Origin of the sequence: uncultured Pseudoteredinibacter sp. (assembly GCF_947502065.1) — a bacterium.
Lineage (GTDB): Bacteria > Pseudomonadota > Gammaproteobacteria > Pseudomonadales > Cellvibrionaceae > Pseudoteredinibacter.
Window position 1 is genome coordinate 69,188 of sequence record NZ_CANMYE010000001.1, and the last position, 15,330, is coordinate 84,517.

At 46.5% G+C, this 15,330-nt stretch carries 11 protein-coding genes; 5 read left to right on the forward strand and 6 right to left on the reverse strand.

The genetic code is table 11. The features are described 5' to 3' along the window. Window positions 1–47 precede the first annotated feature (47 nt). Entirely contained in the window at window positions 48–977 is a 930-nt protein-coding gene (locus tag Q1A41_RS00320; RefSeq protein ID WP_299973073.1) for an exopolyphosphatase, read from the forward strand. Between the two features lie 67 nt (window positions 978–1,044). Here the strand turns inward: Q1A41_RS00320 and Q1A41_RS00325 are convergent, their stop codons facing one another. Both Q1A41_RS00325 and Q1A41_RS00330 read right to left on the reverse strand, forming a co-directional pair. Then, window positions 1,045–1,638 (reverse strand): lytic transglycosylase domain-containing protein, encoded by a 594-nt coding sequence (locus tag Q1A41_RS00325; RefSeq protein WP_299973078.1) that lies wholly within the window; start codon window positions 1,636–1,638, stop codon window positions 1,045–1,047. 21 nt (window positions 1,639–1,659) lie between these two features. Beyond that, complete coding sequence (locus Q1A41_RS00330) at window positions 1,660–3,405, reverse strand: proline--tRNA ligase (protein WP_299973081.1); 1,746 nt, start codon at window positions 3,403–3,405, stop codon at window positions 1,660–1,662. 249 nt (window positions 3,406–3,654) lie between these two features. Between Q1A41_RS00330 and Q1A41_RS00335 the strand changes: the two genes are divergently transcribed. The 3 genes from Q1A41_RS00335 to Q1A41_RS00345 all read left to right on the forward strand — a co-directional run bounded on the left by Q1A41_RS00335 (window position 3,655) and on the right by Q1A41_RS00345 (window position 6,760). Further along, window positions 3,655–4,110: an HIT domain-containing protein gene (locus Q1A41_RS00335; RefSeq protein ID WP_299973084.1), complete on the forward strand. Its 456-nt coding sequence runs from the start codon at window positions 3,655–3,657 to the stop codon at window positions 4,108–4,110. A gap of 220 nt (window positions 4,111–4,330) precedes the next feature. Continuing rightward, window positions 4,331–5,347: a homoserine dehydrogenase gene (locus tag Q1A41_RS00340; protein WP_299973087.1), complete on the forward strand. Its 1,017-nt coding sequence runs from the start codon at window positions 4,331–4,333 to the stop codon at window positions 5,345–5,347. A gap of 9 nt (window positions 5,348–5,356) precedes the next feature. Next, window positions 5,357–6,760, forward strand: coding sequence for an aldehyde dehydrogenase family protein (locus Q1A41_RS00345; RefSeq protein WP_299973090.1), 1,404 nt, complete (start codon window positions 5,357–5,359; stop codon window positions 6,758–6,760). Window positions 6,761–6,973: 213 nt separating this feature from the next. Here the strand turns inward: Q1A41_RS00345 and Q1A41_RS00350 are convergent, their stop codons facing one another. The 3 genes from Q1A41_RS00350 to Q1A41_RS00360 are packed head-to-tail and all read right to left on the reverse strand — an operon-like array spanning window position 6,974 to window position 11,194. Beyond that, on the reverse strand, window positions 6,974–8,152 hold the full coding sequence (locus Q1A41_RS00350; RefSeq protein ID WP_299973093.1) for a M20 aminoacylase family protein: 1,179 nt from the start codon (window positions 8,150–8,152) through the stop codon (window positions 6,974–6,976). 34 nt (window positions 8,153–8,186) lie between these two features. Further along, window positions 8,187–10,355, reverse strand: coding sequence for a TonB-dependent receptor (locus Q1A41_RS00355; protein ID WP_299973096.1), 2,169 nt, complete (start codon window positions 10,353–10,355; stop codon window positions 8,187–8,189). 23 nt (window positions 10,356–10,378) lie between these two features. Further along, window positions 10,379–11,194: an alpha/beta hydrolase gene (locus Q1A41_RS00360; protein WP_299973099.1), complete on the reverse strand. Its 816-nt coding sequence runs from the start codon at window positions 11,192–11,194 to the stop codon at window positions 10,379–10,381. A gap of 113 nt (window positions 11,195–11,307) precedes the next feature. Here Q1A41_RS00360 and Q1A41_RS00365 point away from each other — a divergent pair, with 113 nt between their 5' ends. Continuing rightward, window positions 11,308–12,315, forward strand: a complete 1,008-nt coding sequence (locus tag Q1A41_RS00365; RefSeq protein ID WP_299973101.1) for an AraC family transcriptional regulator — start codon at window positions 11,308–11,310, stop codon at window positions 12,313–12,315. Window positions 12,316–12,344: 29 nt separating this feature from the next. Here the strand turns inward: Q1A41_RS00365 and Q1A41_RS00370 are convergent, their stop codons facing one another. Then, window positions 12,345–14,954 (reverse strand): TonB-dependent receptor, encoded by a 2,610-nt coding sequence (locus Q1A41_RS00370; protein ID WP_299973103.1) that lies wholly within the window; start codon window positions 14,952–14,954, stop codon window positions 12,345–12,347. Window positions 14,955–15,330: the final 376 nt, after the last annotated feature.

Sequence of the window (15,330 nt, forward strand, 5' to 3'; positions counted from 1 at the left end):
AAGGCCTCGTTTTAAGGCTGGCTGCTGCTTTTGTAAAAGGTGAGAGAATGACGACAAAGCAATTTCGTTTGGTGACCCGCAGTGATTTCGATGGGTTGGTATGTGCGGTGCTATTGAAACACTTGGATATGGTATCCGATATCAAGTTTGTACATCCCAAGGATATGCAGGATGGTAAGATTGAGATTGACGACAACGATATCACGACCAACCTCCCTTATGTGTCAGGTGTTCACTTAGCTTTTGACCACCACCACTCAGAAACGGTGCGCAATGAAATTCGTGCGAACCATATTATCGACCCCGAAGCACCATCGGCGGCACGTGTAGTGTTTGATCATTATGGTGGTTTTAACTCATTCCCTGAAAGCTGGGGGGAAATGATGGCTGCTGTTGATAAGGCCGATTCTGCCCAATATGAGCGCGAAGACATTGTTAACCCCAAGAACTGGGAGTTACTAAACTTTATTATGGATGCGCGCACCGGTTTAGGGCGCTTTCGAGAGTTTAGAATATCTAACTATGAACTGATGATGCAACTGATTGATTACTGTGCCAGTCATAGCATTGAGGAAATCTTGCAGCTTGAAGACGTGAAGGAACGCGTCGATATGTATAAAGAGCATCACTTACTGTTTATGGATCAGATCAAGCAAAATACAGTGGTACATAAAAATGTTGTTGTGCTTAATTTGCAGGAACAAGATCCGATTTGGGCGGGCAACCGTTTTATGATCTATGCGCTGTTTCCTGAAATTAATATCTCGATCCATCGTATGTGGGGCCTTAAAAAACAGAACACTGTATTTGCTGTAGGTAAGTCGATTTTAGACCGCAGCTCTAAAACCAATGTTGGTGAATTAATGTTGACCTACGGTGGTGGCGGTCACTTGGCGGCCGGCACATGTCAGGTTGAGAATGATAAGGCCGATGAGGTGCTTGCTGAATTAATTACAACAATGAATACGGACGGTTAACAATAGCCGTTCAAGTTAGTGCGCGATAAGTGTTTGGGCCAAGCTTGCTAAAGATTAAGCGCTGTTTTTAGCGCCACTGGTCCCAGGCATTTAAAACCTTTGTGCTGTAACGGTAGCTGCCATAGCTACCGTTGTAGCGTGCCAAGGCTTCTGGCCAGCGTCCTTTTTCCCTATCTAAGTAGTGCCGCAAAATGGTACAGCCATAACGTAGGTTGGTATCCATTTTGGTGAGATTGTCTTGAGGGCGGCCGATTTCTTTTTTCCAAAACGGCATAACTTGCATCATTCCCTGTGCGCCTACCTTAGATATGGCAAAGCGATCAAAATGGCTTTCTATTTGAATGACGGATAATACCAGCTCGGGGGGGAGATTTTGCCGGCTTGCTTCGCGGTGTACAGCTTTAAGAATTTGTAAACGGTACTCGGGGTCTTTGATGTATTTCTTGAGTACCTGTGATTTGGCGACCAGCCAAACCTCGGCATCAAAGCGATCTTCGAAACTATCCGCTGCGACAATACTGGATTTAAGGCGTTTACGTAATTCAGGATCAATTTCCAGGGATTGCGCAAAACCGAAGGTGGGAAGCAGCCAGCTCAATAGCAATAGTACAACGCTAGAACTAAAACGTTGTACTATTGTTGGGAAAAGCGGGCTGTGCATAGCTATAACGATTTTTTGAACTTAGGCGATATTAACGCCCAGCTTCTCGCTTAAGAAACTGTTTAACTCGGCGCGAGCAATATCTTGGCTTTCTTCATCACGACGGCCTTTGTACTCGATGCTATCTTTGGCTAAACCTTTATCACCGATCACTAAGCGATGCGGAATACCCATCAAATCGGTATTGGCCAACATAACACCCAAGCGCGCTTTGGCTTCATCCATCAAAATTACATCAACACCGGCGGCGCTTAGCTTTTCATAAAGCGCTTCACATTCGGCTGCTACATCGGCTGATTTGTGCATATTGATCGGTACGATAGCCATTTGGAAAGGCGCGATGGCCTCAGGCCAAATAATACCTTTGTCATCATGGTTTTGTTCAATCGCTGAAGCTACTACCCGGGTAACCCCGATGCCGTAACAACCCATGCTCATCACAACGTCTTTACCGTTTTCATCCAGTACAGAGGCATTCATGGCTTGGGAGTATTTGGTGCCTAGCTGGAAAATATGACCCACTTCAATTCCGCGTTTGATTTCCAGCTGACCTTGGCCGCAAGGGCTTGGATCACCGGCAACTACATTGCGAATATCTTCAATGCGGCTTAATTGTGCATCACGCTCCCAGTTGGCACCGGTATAGTGGTAGTCATCTTCATTGGCACCGCAAATAAAGTCGGCCAGGTGCGCTGCACTGCGGTCAATAATGGTCGGAATGTTTAGGCCTACTGGGCCAATCGAACCGACGCCTACGCCCAATTCGGCTTTAATACGTTCTTCAGGGGCAAAGCAAAGTGGGTTGGCAACGCCATCGAGCTTCTCGGCTTTAATATCATTTAGCTCATGATCGCCACGTAAAACCAATGCAATAAGAGCTGCGCTTTCTTCTTCCTCGCCTTCTGCGGTTTCACCGAGCACAATTAAGGTTTTTACGCTTTGGGCTGGGTCGGCATTTAGGAATTCGCTAACGGCTGCAATGGTTTTTTGATCAGGAGTGTGGACTTTACTCAGCTCTGCTGCAGCCGCAGGGCGCTCGCCAGCAGGGGCTAGCGCTTCAGCCTTTTCAACGTTCGCGGCGTAATCACTACTGTTACTGAATACGATATCGTCTTCACCGCTTTGGGCGAGAACGTGAAATTCATGTGAGTGGGCGCCACCAATTGAGCCTGTGTCGGCCAGTACTGGGCGATAATCTAAACCGATACGGCTAAAGATGCTGCAGTAGGTACTGTGCATAACATCGTAGGTTTCCTGCAGCGATTCGGCATTGCTGTGGAAGGAGTAGGCATCTTTCATCACAAACTCACGCGAGCGCATCACGCCAAAGCGAGGGCGGATTTCATCACGGAATTTGGTTTGAATTTGGTAGAAGTTCGCAGGCAGCTGTTTGTAAGAGCTGATTTCATTGCGAATCATATCGGTAATCACTTCTTCATGGGTTGGGCCCAAGCAGAAGTCACGCTGATGGCGGTCTTGTAAGCGGGCCAGCTCCGGGCCGTATTCCTGCCAGCGGCCAGATTCTTGCCATAGCTCAGAAGGCTGAACGACTGGCATCATAACCTCTTGGGCAGCGGACTTGTCCATTTCCTCACGGACAATGGTTTCCACCTTGCGCAGTACTCGTAAACCCATCGGCAACCAGGTGTATAGGCCGGAAGCTAGCTTACGGATCATGCCGGCACGTAGCATAAGCTGGTGGCTGATAACTTCAGCGTCGGCAGGGGTTTCTTTTAGTGTAGCGATCAAAAATCGACTGGCGCGCATAGTGGTTCGTATCTCGTATCAAGCGGTTTGCGGTTGTGCCTGGTCTTGCTATGCTGGGGTTAATCGGCAAAAGCGAACTAGGCTGGCGGCCTTTGGTCCAAATGGACACAATCAGGCAGCAAATGAACCCGCTATTTTAAGGCGACTGCCTCTGGGGGTCTACGCTGATTTGTTCGTCTTAGCCCGGTAATGCCATTTTTAGACCGATTTTAGGGTTTAAGTGGTTAAAATTTGATCGAGGAGTTTTCTATGGATGAAACCATGGATACCCAGCCATTTAAGCTGGACCCACAACTGGCCGATTCTACAGTGGTAGTCGGACACTTCCCTTTGTCCTTGGTGCTACTAAGTAAAGACGCTAATTTCCCCTGGTGTTTACTGGTACCTAAAAGAGCTAATATGACGGAATTGCATCATTTGAGCGATATTGACCGTCAGCAGTATGCCAAAGAATCAGGCTATTTATCTGAGGCTATGGTGGCTTTATTTGCACCAGACAAGATGAATATGGCGGCCTTAGGGAATCATGTTTCCCAGCTGCATATTCACCATGTGGCGCGCTTTAAAGATGATGTGGCCTGGCCCAATCCTATATGGGGCGCCGCAGCGGCGAAGGAATACGAAGAGGAGGAGTTACGTTCTCGCCTATCTCGCTTACGTAGTACTTTGGCCTGTGATTTCTTTCAAACTGCTGAAGATAGCTAAATATATCTTTGGAAGGGGGGGGCGCCCCCTTTCTTCCCAAATTTTCCCTTCTGCCTTCAGTGTGGCTCTAGTTAAGTGGCTTGCAGCATCTTATAAGTGACACACGACAAACAAATAGTGCTGCATCCGAAAACATCACTTAAGTCCTCTTGATATTGTTTTAGCTTCAAATTGTTTTCCCGCTTTATGAGTGGGGATTGATAAGGCGGAGATATTAACAGTGAATATTGGCATTTCATTATTAGGCTTTGGTAATGTGAATCGTACATTGGTAAAGCTAATCAAAGAAAGAAACAATCTAATCGACGATGACGCGATTAAAGTCATCAGCGTTGTCGATAAAAAATTTGGCTCCCTCTACAGTCCAGCAGGTATTCAGTTGGATGAGCTATTAGACTTAGATGGTAAAGAAGGGTGTCTCAGCACAATTGCCGATGGGAAAAGCAGTTTTATTCCTGAGTTATGTTGGGAATGTCCTGAGGTTTCCGTAATGTGTGAAGCAATTTTTACTAACCCAAAAGATGGTGAACCGGCACTGTCTTATTGCAGGCAAGCTCTCGAAAGCGGCGTTCATGTTTGTACAACGAACAAGGGGCCGGTGGCATTTGCATTGAAAGAGCTTGAATCTATTGCGGCGCAAAAGCAGTGTGAATTTCTTTATGAAGGCTCTGTAATGAGCGGTACGCCAGTACTGAGTCTAAAACAATACGGCTTGCCCGCAAATAAAATCAGCCGCTTCGAAGGCCTATTAAATGGTACAGCAAATTTTGTTCTAAGTGAGGTTGAAGCTGGAGCATCTTTTTCCCAGGCGATTAAACATGCACAAGAGCTTGGCTATGCCGAGGCAAACCCTCAAGCGGATATCGAGGGCTCTGATGTTCATCTGAAAGTGATGATTCTGGTTCAATCACTGTTGGAGCTAGGGGTCGAAAAACAAGATATTTCCTGTGAAGGTATTGAAAACCTGAGTGAAGAAGATGTTCGTCAAGCCGTGACAGAAGGTTATCACTGGAAACTGGTAGGTCGAGGCGAGTTGCTTCCTAATGGTAAAATTTCGGCATCAGTGAAAGCACAAAAGCTTCCAATATCCCATCCTTTGGCCACTGTGAGTGGGGCGACTAATGCCTTGTATATCAAAGATCAGATGTTAGATGGGATCATGATACAAGGACCTGGAGCGGGAAGAGTAGAGACAGCCTATGCTCTATTGTCAGATCTACTTAGAATCTCTCACTGAGGGCGAAACATGTCTATCACAATAGATTTAAAAGCGCCCATTGACAAAGAATCCTATGGTGAAGCTCTTAACAGCAAGCTATGTAAGCCTGTATCTGATCTCGCTCAGGTTTTAGAAAATGCAGAGCTAGGCCGTAAAACCAGCGCCGCGCTTAGTCGCTTGCAGCGCTCGAGTATTCTTCGGCGTACCGCACAATTAGTAGAAGAGAAATCTTCACTGTTTGTTCGTTTGATTGCGTTTGAGAGTGGGAAACCGGTCAAGCAAGCGAAGAAAGAGGTCAATCGTTGTTGCAATACGCTTAACTTATCGGCTGAAGAGGCAAGTCGAAATCAAGGGGAAACTATTGCATTCGATACGGTTTCGGGATTAGAGGATAGGCAGGGATATTATGACTATCACCCGCTAGGAATTATTTTGGCGATTACGCCATTCAACGATCCCTTGAATCTAATTGCACACAAGCTTGGTCCGGCTATTGCAGCTGGAAACTCCATCATTTTGAAGCCCTCTGAAAAAGCACCGGCAACAGCACTAGCGTTATGTCAGTGTTTTTATGAGGCGGGTTTATGTGAAAATGTCATTCAGCTGGTGATGGGCGGGGTGGATCATGTGCAAGCTTTATTGCTTGAAAAGAACATCCGCATGCTGAGTTTCACTGGTGGGAGTAAAACTGCAGAGATTCTGACGAGAACAGCGGGGCTGAAGAAAACGCTAATGGATTTGGGTGGAAATGCACCGGTCATTGTCGATAAGTACTGTGAATTAGATTTGGCAGTTCGAGAATCTGTCAGCGGTGCATTCTTTGCTGCAGGACAAAATTGTATCGGGGTTCAGAGAATTTATGTTCACAGCTCTATATTTGATAAATTCGCGAGCGCCTTTGTAGAGTGTAGCCAACAAATCAAGCTCGGTGACCCTATGTGTGAAAGCACGGATATGGGGCCAATGGTTGATGAAGCAAGCGCAATAGAGGCGAAAAGGAAGGTGGATTCTGCCCTGTCATTAGGCGCCACATTGCTTTTGGGAAATAAAAGGGACGGACGATACTATTCGCCTACCGTCTTATCCGATGTGGCTGAAAATCACGAAGTTTATTGTGAAGAAGTCTTTGCGCCGATTGCTATTCTATCGTCATTTAACGAACTGGATGAAGTGCTTGCGCGTGCAAATCGTTCAGAGGTGATGTTGCATGCTGCGGTGTTTTCAAACGACCTTAATAGGGCATACTATCTGGCCAATGGTATCGAAGCTGCTGGAGTGATGATAAATGACTCAAGCGATTTTCGCTTGGATGCTATGCCATTTGGTGGATTCAAGTACGGTAGTTTGGGGCGAGAAGGTGTAGGTTTCGCGATGCGCGAGATGAGCCAAACTAAGGTGAATTGCATTAGACTGATAAGCCCCAAGCCCTAGCAGCTTAATTATCCAGTTACCCTTTGAGCTTATATGATCAGTTTGAAGGGTATCTTTTCAAATAAAAAATACCTAGCGTTCAGAACCAAAAAGCAACTCGATATACCCTTTAGCCTACCTAGATTCTTCGCTTAAAAATCTACAGTTAATTAGCAAGTACAGATAAAAAAGTGCCATCAACGATGGTTGATGGCTAAGAGGAGACTACTAGAGCTATTCGTCAATCAAAGAATCAAACTGGGAAAATTGCTTCACTAGATCTACCCAAAATTTCGCCCCAATAGGGAGAATGGCGTCATTAAAGTCGTAGTTCGGATGGTGTAATTGATGGCATCCACCCTGTTCATCTCCGCCGTTCCCAAGCAAAAAATAGGCACCAGGACAGTGTTGCAACATGAAAGCAAAATCTTCGGATCCCCATATGGCACTGCATTCGGAATCGCTATGAGCTATGCCAACACTACTATTAGCAACGGATATTCCAAACTTGGTACATTTGGGCTCATTAACAAGAACGGGATAACGCTCTTCAAAACTAAATTCGCACAACGCCCCATAAGACCTGGCGACAAGTTCAGCGGTTTCGCGCATTGTTTTGGCGAGTGTTTTTTGGGTTTCTGTCGTTAAGCATCTTGTCGAGCCCTTCAGAACGACCTCATCAGCGATAACATTGCTTGCGGTGCCACCTTGAATTTGGGTGACGGCAATGAGTGCTTGTTCATCGGCTCCATAATGGCGTCGCCCAAGGCCTTGCCACTGTTGTGCCAACTGACAAGCGACTTCAATACTATCAACCCCTTGGTGCGGAGTTGAAGAGTGCGCAGCTCGACCAAGAATTCGACATTCAAATGTAGAGAAGGCCGCCATCATTGCCCCAGGGCGCGTTGCGATATGACCAACTGGAAGGCCTGGCATGTTATGCAGTGCAAAAACCGCATCAGCGGGGAATCTATCAAACAGACCTTCTTCAATCATTCTTCGGGCGCCCGCTTCGTTTTCCTCGGCGGGCTGAAATATAAAGTAGACTGTGCAGTTTAATGACTCTTCTTTTGCTAACTCGCGAGCGGCTCCTAAAAGCATTGCAGTGTGTCCATCGTGGCCACAGGCGTGCATGACATTGTCATGCTTTGAAGCGTAAGAGAAGTCATTTTGTTCTTGAATCGGCAATGCGTCCATGTCGGCTCTAAGTGCCACTTTGGGGGCGTTAGAGGCCGAGGATTGCAGTACCCCCACGACCCCAGTGCTTGCAATACCCTGGTGAACTTCCATACCCAAGTCAATAAGTATATCAGCGACCAGCTGAGCAGTTCTCGTCTCTTGATACGCTAGCTCAGGGTGCTGATGTATGCTGTGGCGCCATTGGGTCATGGCGCTGATGGTTTTATTTTTCACTTTAAGCCCTCAGATATTGAGTTGCTATTGCTGTTTAAAATCTCAGGTTAAACCCGGCTGAAATGGTTCTTGGTTCACCGTAGTAGTGATAAGAATCGCCAGAGAAACCGAATTGAGAAAAACCTTCCACGCGATAGGTTTCATCACTGATATTTTTAGCGTGTATATAGGCTGTCCAAGATTCGTCAGTGGGACTCAAGCTGATTTTTGCATTGCTAAGCCAATAGGAATCACCATGAAATACTGGAATGTTAGCTGAAGTGAAAAACCTTTCATCCGTAAAGCTGGTGTCAGCTTGCAAACCAAGCGAGTAATCGCCCAGCGGTATGCTGTGGCGGAAAATCATATTGAAGGTAAGCTCTGGTGAATTGGCCAGCTCTTTGCCTCTTAGGCTTGGGTCCTCTGATTTTACGATTTCTGTTGTGATGTAAGCCATGCCAGAGCGCAATTGAGTAAACTCAGAGATTTGCCAGTTAGTATTGAGCTCAATGCCCTTAATTTCTGCATCGCCGGCATTTGAAAGAACGACAGCGGCGATGCCTGTTGTTTCATCAACTGTAGTTGTTTGGGTTTGTAGATCTTTCCAGTCGTAGTAAAAAATTGCACCGCTTAAACTCAAGCTGTTATCGAATAATTTCATCTTTGCCCCCGCTTCATAAGCGAAGACTTCTTCTTGATTAAATGGCTGAAGAGCGAGTGGGTTTAGGTTAAAACCACCTGGAAACCCACCACTTCGAAAGCCCTTGCTTAAGCTGGCATAGATGACACTGTCATCACTAGGGGTATATTCATAGGCAATCAAACCTGAGATGTCAGTATCTGAAACTTTTGCACTTGAAAAGTTTTGCCCTAGAGGAAGGGCGTCTGTACCACCATTCCAATCCTTTTCTTCATCGGTATAGCGAAGGCCCACGACCAATTGATTTTGATCATCAAGGTTATGTTCAATATGGGTGAAGGCTGCGAAGGAGTTTGAGTCTTGATTGTTAATCACAACAATATTGGCGCCACTGAAAATGTCATTGGCGTTAAGGTGCTGACTTGCTGAAATTTCGTCTTGGGAATAATAAACACCGGCTATCCAAGTGCCATTTTCATATTCGCCGGAAAGTCGAAATTCCTGCGAAAAAGCTTTGGTTAAGTCATCAAAGGTAACATCCAGCAACTGCAAGGGTGAAGCGTCGATATCCTGCAACTGATATCGGTCGAAACGGTCATAGCCTGTTACCGATACCAAACTTAGGGCTTCATTTAAGTCGTGCTCGACAGTTAACGATATGCCAACAGCGCTATTATCTACGCCACCGTCAGAAACGCTGTAATCACCTGCAAAGGGGTCTGAATCCGGATCAAAATATCCAAAGACGTTGGTGCAAGCCCCTTCAGCTCGATTGCCCGCGGCAACCGGTGCGCATAACTCTTCGCCTGTGGCAGGGTCGACAGATGAAAGGTGCTCAAGTGCTACTGCCTCAGAGGTATCACGCCCGCCGTGCAGATTCAGAGCGACTTTGCTTGTTTCACCGTTATCCCAAACTAAGCTTAAGCGAGCAAATTGTCTGTCTTTGCCCCCATACTCATTGTCATTGTTAGTTCTGTTGGTTTGATAACCGTCGGTTTGATGGCTTGCCATCGCAAGGCGTGCAGAAAACTGATCGCTAATAGGGCCGCCGATAGCGGTTTCAACTTTTTTCAAACCGTGCTCACCGGCCTCTAAGTTTAAGTAGCCGTTTAATTCTTCACCGGGCTCGCGAGTTACAAAAGTAATGGCGCCTGCAGTGGAGTTTCGTCCATAGAGCGTACCTTGTGGCCCTTTTAATACTTCTACCTGCTGCACATCAAGCAGCTGAAAACTCATCATGGGGTGATAGGGCACGACAACAGAGTTTACATAAACTGCAGCGCCAGGGTTTTGAATGGAAGTGAAGTCGTTAAACCCGATGCCCCGAATAGTAAATACCGGGTTTTGATCACCGACTGTTGGTTTGACATAAAGGCCCGGGCTGTACTGGGCAATATTGGCTGCTTGATTAATGCCTAGTTCTTCAATATCGGTTTCAGAGAAGGCATCAATGGATGCCGAAACATCCAAGAGTGATTGCTCCCGCTTTTGAGCGGTGACAACAACTTCCTCCAAGCTTGCGGCGAAAGAGTCGGCTGTTGTAAGGGCAACAATGGCAAGTGCTAAAGGCTTAACATGGTTCATTTTTTTGTACCTTTTTTGATTCATTATTCTGATAGAAAATCGGCAAGAAGTTGGCAATACTGCTGCGGTGTATCAAGCATTGGCGCATGTCCCGCATTAGGGATATATTGGACTGCATCACGCCATAGGTTTTTGATGAGTAATTGGTCTAGATAGCTTTTGGAAACAAAGCTATCTTCTTCACCTTGTAATATGGCAAGTTCACCATTCCAATTTTTTACAAAGCGCGCTTGATTCGTACCGGCCGTAGATTTGCCCCAGTTTTCGGTCATGGTTGCTCGACATTTACCGTCGGCGCGTACGGCGGCTTCGACCAAATTGGGAAATTCGAGGTATTTTTTTCCGATGGTGTGGGCAGCATATATAAGTGCCTCATGCTCGTTAAAAACCTCTTTGCCGGTAAGGGCCATATGCTCAGAAGGAATAAAGGCCTCTGTTAGTTCTTCAGCGCCAGGGCCGGCGGGCGGCGTACCAGAAAGAACCAGCTTTGTGATACTGGGGTTTTGTGCAGCTTGCTCCATTGCAATGTGCCCCCCAAGCGACCATCCAACTAGGGCGTGACAATTGCAGTCGAGTTGTTCTATTAGACAGTTGATCATTGTGGCCATACCTGCAATGGTATAGGCCTCGCTGCCAAGCTCTGAGTCACTTGATTCACCATGCCCCGGAAGATCCACTGCGATTATCCGCCAGCGCTTCAATAATTCGTTTTGCTCTAAGCATAAAAAGGCATCTTTTGAGCTAGAATTACTATGAAGGCATACAATGGCCTGCTCTGAGTCACCTGTATCACGATAGGCTAATGTGCCTAGTGGGTGCTTAAAATACTTGCTGCTCATGCTGTCTTGTGCCTCGTTTACTTTTACTTCACACTAACAGAGTGAAAAAAGTATGTTTTTGTCATCGTCACCTTATATTTTTCGGGTTGCATTTTATGGTTGCTAGAAAACCCATGCATTGGGACAGTCTTCACGATCTTCCGCAAAATTTGTTGCTTGATGATAATTCGAAGCGAAGCTTCCAGAACTTGGATTGCAAGGCGAGTTGGTGGTCGCTAAGAAAAGAGAGCGGAGATGGTCATGTAGAGATTTTCGAATTTGGTGACGGTTTGAAAATGATATTACTGAACTGTCGTTGGCGTGAGCCTCTTGAAATCGATATTTTTGATGGCGAGTATTTGCGTTTCAATTTCAGTTTGAAGCTTAATATCGCCATGTTTATGGGTGAGCAAACCATATTGGCCCATGAGCCAGCTTGGCGTTTGATAAACGATGAGCCCAAGGCGGTTATGCGGGAAAACCTGCAAACTGATACGGATAGTATTTGGGTTACTCTAGTATTCAAAGAATCTTACGTTGAAAAGCTGATGGGTAAAGATGTGTGGTCGAAACACCCAAAGCTAGATATATTACGAAAAAAGTCTGGCAGAACCTTGCACAAAGAATTCCCTTTCGACCACCAGCTAAACTTAGTCAGTAGCCAAATTTTATCGTTGAATGTGAGCGAGGATCTTTTTCTGCTCATTGCTCAGGCAAAGGCCAGAGAGCTTCTGGTGTTAGCCCTTGATAGGTTGATTTCTAGTGAAAGCTACCAAGATGAACATAAAATTAAATTAAGTGAGGCGGATCGAAAAGCATTGAATTTGGCGCGCGACATGCTTTGTGCCAACATCGCAAATTCTGTTTCGATTAAAGAGCTTTGTGCGGCCGTAGGAATTAATCGAAACAAGTTACATTATGGCTTTAAATCGGAGTTTGGTGCTACGCCCCAGCAGTTGGTGGAGGATAGGCGATTAACACTTTCTTATGAAGCCTTAAAAGATCCTGAGAGAAAAATATATCAGATAGCCTTGGATGTTGGGTATACCAATCAAGGTAGCTTTGCCACCGCCTTTAAACGGCGATTTGGCTTGACACCAAAGGAGGTTCGACAGAGCTTTCACGGTGGTGGGGCCGGCTAGTATCGCCTGGCCCCAAACGTCATGTTTTCCTAAAAATGCCAGCGCCCACGTAGGGTAAACGATCTTGGCTGTTCAAGCGCTGCCTGATGGGTGCCATTAAATAGAGGTGTATCGTTGACATAACTTAGGGTGTCTTCATCCGTTAGGTTATTGGCAATTAAACTAACATCCCAGTTCCCATCAAGCGGTGCCAGAGTAAAATTGGCATCTACCTTGGTGAAACTCTCTTGCAGCGATACTGGATCAAGGTCGGCTTGGCGATACACATCATCTGTCCAGCTCACATTCAAATTACTCAGCAATTCAAAATCTGCGCCTAGGCTCTGGGTATGGTTAAAGCCCACACTGAATTGAAATTCAGGGGTGTTCTCTGAGGTGCCGCCCGCTAAATCATTTACGCCCGCTGCTGCACAGCTACCATTGGTGTAAGTAAGCGCCGCGGCGGCGGCACCAATATTACTGCCTGCGTTTAAAGCGGCCTCATATGCGGCTTGGCGAGCCCCAGCAAATTGGGCTGCGGTACAAGCTTGGTTAGGGAACTGCTCGAATTCAAAATCAATATAGGCAAAGGCCGCCTGCATATTGAGCTTGTCAGTGATTGCCCAGCGGCCATCAATCTCCAAGCCTTGGGTAACGGCTTTGGCCGCGTTTTGCACTACGAAAGTGGTGCCGCCGGTAAAGATCGAGGCCTGTAAATCATCAAACTCGGTGCGGAACAAAGCCACGTTCATTTCTGCAGAGCCATCTAACAATGTCATTTTACTGCCGACTTCAAAGGTAATGACTTCCTCTTCTTCAAAAGAAGCATCCTGTGAATTATTCGGCTGGCCCTGCGCCATATAGAATGAGTTAAAACCACCGGCTTTAAAACCCGTGGACGCACTGGCATAAACCATGGTGTCATCATTCACATCCCACTGGAAGTTAGCTGACCAGGTTAAACTTTCTTCATCACGACTCATACCGGGATCGCTAGAATCAAAACTGTGGGTAGAAAACTCACCTACGGCTTCTAAGGCACCAGCTAGAATAGCGTTATCGGTTTTTTCGGTACCATTTTCGATAAACTCTGTGGCATGAACGCTCTGGGAGGCGGACTTTTCTTCTTCGGTATAACGCAGGCCTAAGGTCAAGCGGGTAGTGTCCGAGATCTCATAAGTGCCTTGAAAGAATACTGCCCAGCTCTCATTTTCTTGATCGAGCAAGGCGTAGCGATTACCGCCATTAATACCCGCATTGACTAAAGGCTCAAATGCCGCGGCTTGGCCACAGGCACTTGCTAAAGATGCGCCCGCACCGCCAGCGGAACCCACGGCACCGGCCACATTAGTGGCGGTGGTAAGTGCATCACCGGAAACAAATAAAGCGGGGTAGGCAGCGCCTAATGCACCCGCACAAGCTCCATTAAGGAGAGGTTGCAGAGTCCCAAAGTTGAAATAGGTGAGGCCATCAACCGTTAAATCTTGCTCTTGATAAAATAAACCGGTGATGTAATTGAAGTTGCCATCGACATCCGAAGCAAAGCGTAGCTCGAAACTTTTTTGATCGAAGTCTTCGCTATCATCAAAACGTACTGAGGAGGTGGGACCAAAATCCGCATCCAAATAGCGTTGGAATTCATAGGCTGAATGCCCAAGAATGGCGGTAAATGTACCTTGTTCAATATCATGCTCTAGAGTGATTGCGGTTTCAGTGCTATCGCCATCAAGCCGCCCTGCAGCACCAAAATCCAATACGCCATTGGGGTCATTAACGAACTCGCCGCTGGCACCAAAATGAGTGAATGGTGCTTGGGGAATATTACCCATGCTGATGCGATAATCGGCAGCGCTACTAATGCCAAATGCTGATAGGCCACCGGCTACCAAAATATCCCATGGCTGGCCCACAGTGGTGAAGTCCGCCGCTTCTGTTTTAATGCGCAGCAAAGTGTTTTCACCAAGATCGATATCTAAGCTAAGTCGGCCAGCTTTTTCATCACTGAGGGGAACATCGGCATTATAGAAGCTGTTATGTACCCAGCCTTTATCCATTTGTCGGTCCATGACAAAGACACGACCACGAACGCTGTCACTTAAAGGGCCTGCGATAAATCCTTGCAGCTCGGTGGTTTCGAATTCTGTGTTGTAGCTGCCACTCAGTTGGCCGGCTAGTTCTTCTGTTGGTTTGGCCGAGCGAATATTCAGTGCGCCAGCGATGGTGTTTTTGCCAAATAATGTGCCTTGTGGTCCGCGAAGAATTTCTACCGCTTCAACATCTAAGAACGAGTAACGCGACTGCGTGCCACGCCCGCGATAAATGCCATCTACAAAGGTGCCCACAGATTGTTCGAAGCCGGCTTGGTTACCGGATTGAATACCACGAATATTAATTTTGTCGCCAATAGGGTCTTTGGTGACCGAAAAGCTTGGCACGTAATTATTCATATCGGTAAAACTTTGAATACCCGCATCGGCCATTTTTTCTCCGCTCATGGCTGAAACAGAAATGGGAACATCTTGCAGGGATTCGGCGCGCTTTTGCGCAGTCACGATCACTTCCTCTAAAGCCTGGGCTTGGCTTAACTCAGCGATACAAAGGCTACTGATTGCTAGGCTTAATAATTTGTATTGGGACTTACAGACAGAATGTCTTGGCATGGCTCTTACCTATCGTTTTTATTGTATTAATTTATTGCTACAGCATAGGGCCTAATTCGATACTAGGGCTATGCGCGAGGCGACAAGCACTTGTCAGTAGAAACCCCATATCGAAGCCGATAACGTGTTGGTATTAGACTCTCTCACAAAGTTCTAAACCGCAGCGGACTATCGCGACTTCAATAAAATTAGCTGAACCGCATAAATCCCGGCCTCAAAAGCGGGGTCAGAACCCAAGGGTTCTGACCCCATATCGAAGCCAATAACGTGTTGGCTTTGGGCTCTCTCACGAAGCCCTTAAACCGCAGCGGACCATCGCGACTTCAATAAAATTAACTGAACCGAATTAATCCCAGCCTCGAAAGTGGGGTCAGAA

Bases quoted from the DNA above. Each gene is read 5' to 3' on its own strand.
- Q1A41_RS00320 (WP_299973073.1), top strand. From the start codon at position 48: ATGACGACAAAGCAATTTCGTTTGGTGACCCGCAGTGATTTCGATGGG.
- Q1A41_RS00370 (WP_299973103.1), bottom strand. From the start codon at position 14,954: ATGCCAAGACATTCTGTCTGTAAGTCCCAATACAAATTATTAAGCCTA.
- Q1A41_RS00345 (WP_299973090.1), top strand. From the start codon at position 5,357: ATGTCTATCACAATAGATTTAAAAGCGCCCATTGACAAAGAATCCTAT.
- Q1A41_RS00335 (WP_299973084.1), top strand. From the start codon at position 3,655: ATGGATGAAACCATGGATACCCAGCCATTTAAGCTGGACCCACAACTG.
- Q1A41_RS00325 (WP_299973078.1), bottom strand. From the start codon at position 1,638: ATGCACAGCCCGCTTTTCCCAACAATAGTACAACGTTTTAGTTCTAGC.
- Q1A41_RS00360 (WP_299973099.1), bottom strand. From the start codon at position 11,194: ATGAGCAGCAAGTATTTTAAGCACCCACTAGGCACATTAGCCTATCGT.
- Q1A41_RS00365 (WP_299973101.1), top strand. From the start codon at position 11,308: ATGCATTGGGACAGTCTTCACGATCTTCCGCAAAATTTGTTGCTTGAT.
- Q1A41_RS00355 (WP_299973096.1), bottom strand. From the start codon at position 10,355: ATGAACCATGTTAAGCCTTTAGCACTTGCCATTGTTGCCCTTACAACA.
- Q1A41_RS00330 (WP_299973081.1), bottom strand. From the start codon at position 3,405: ATGCGCGCCAGTCGATTTTTGATCGCTACACTAAAAGAAACCCCTGCC.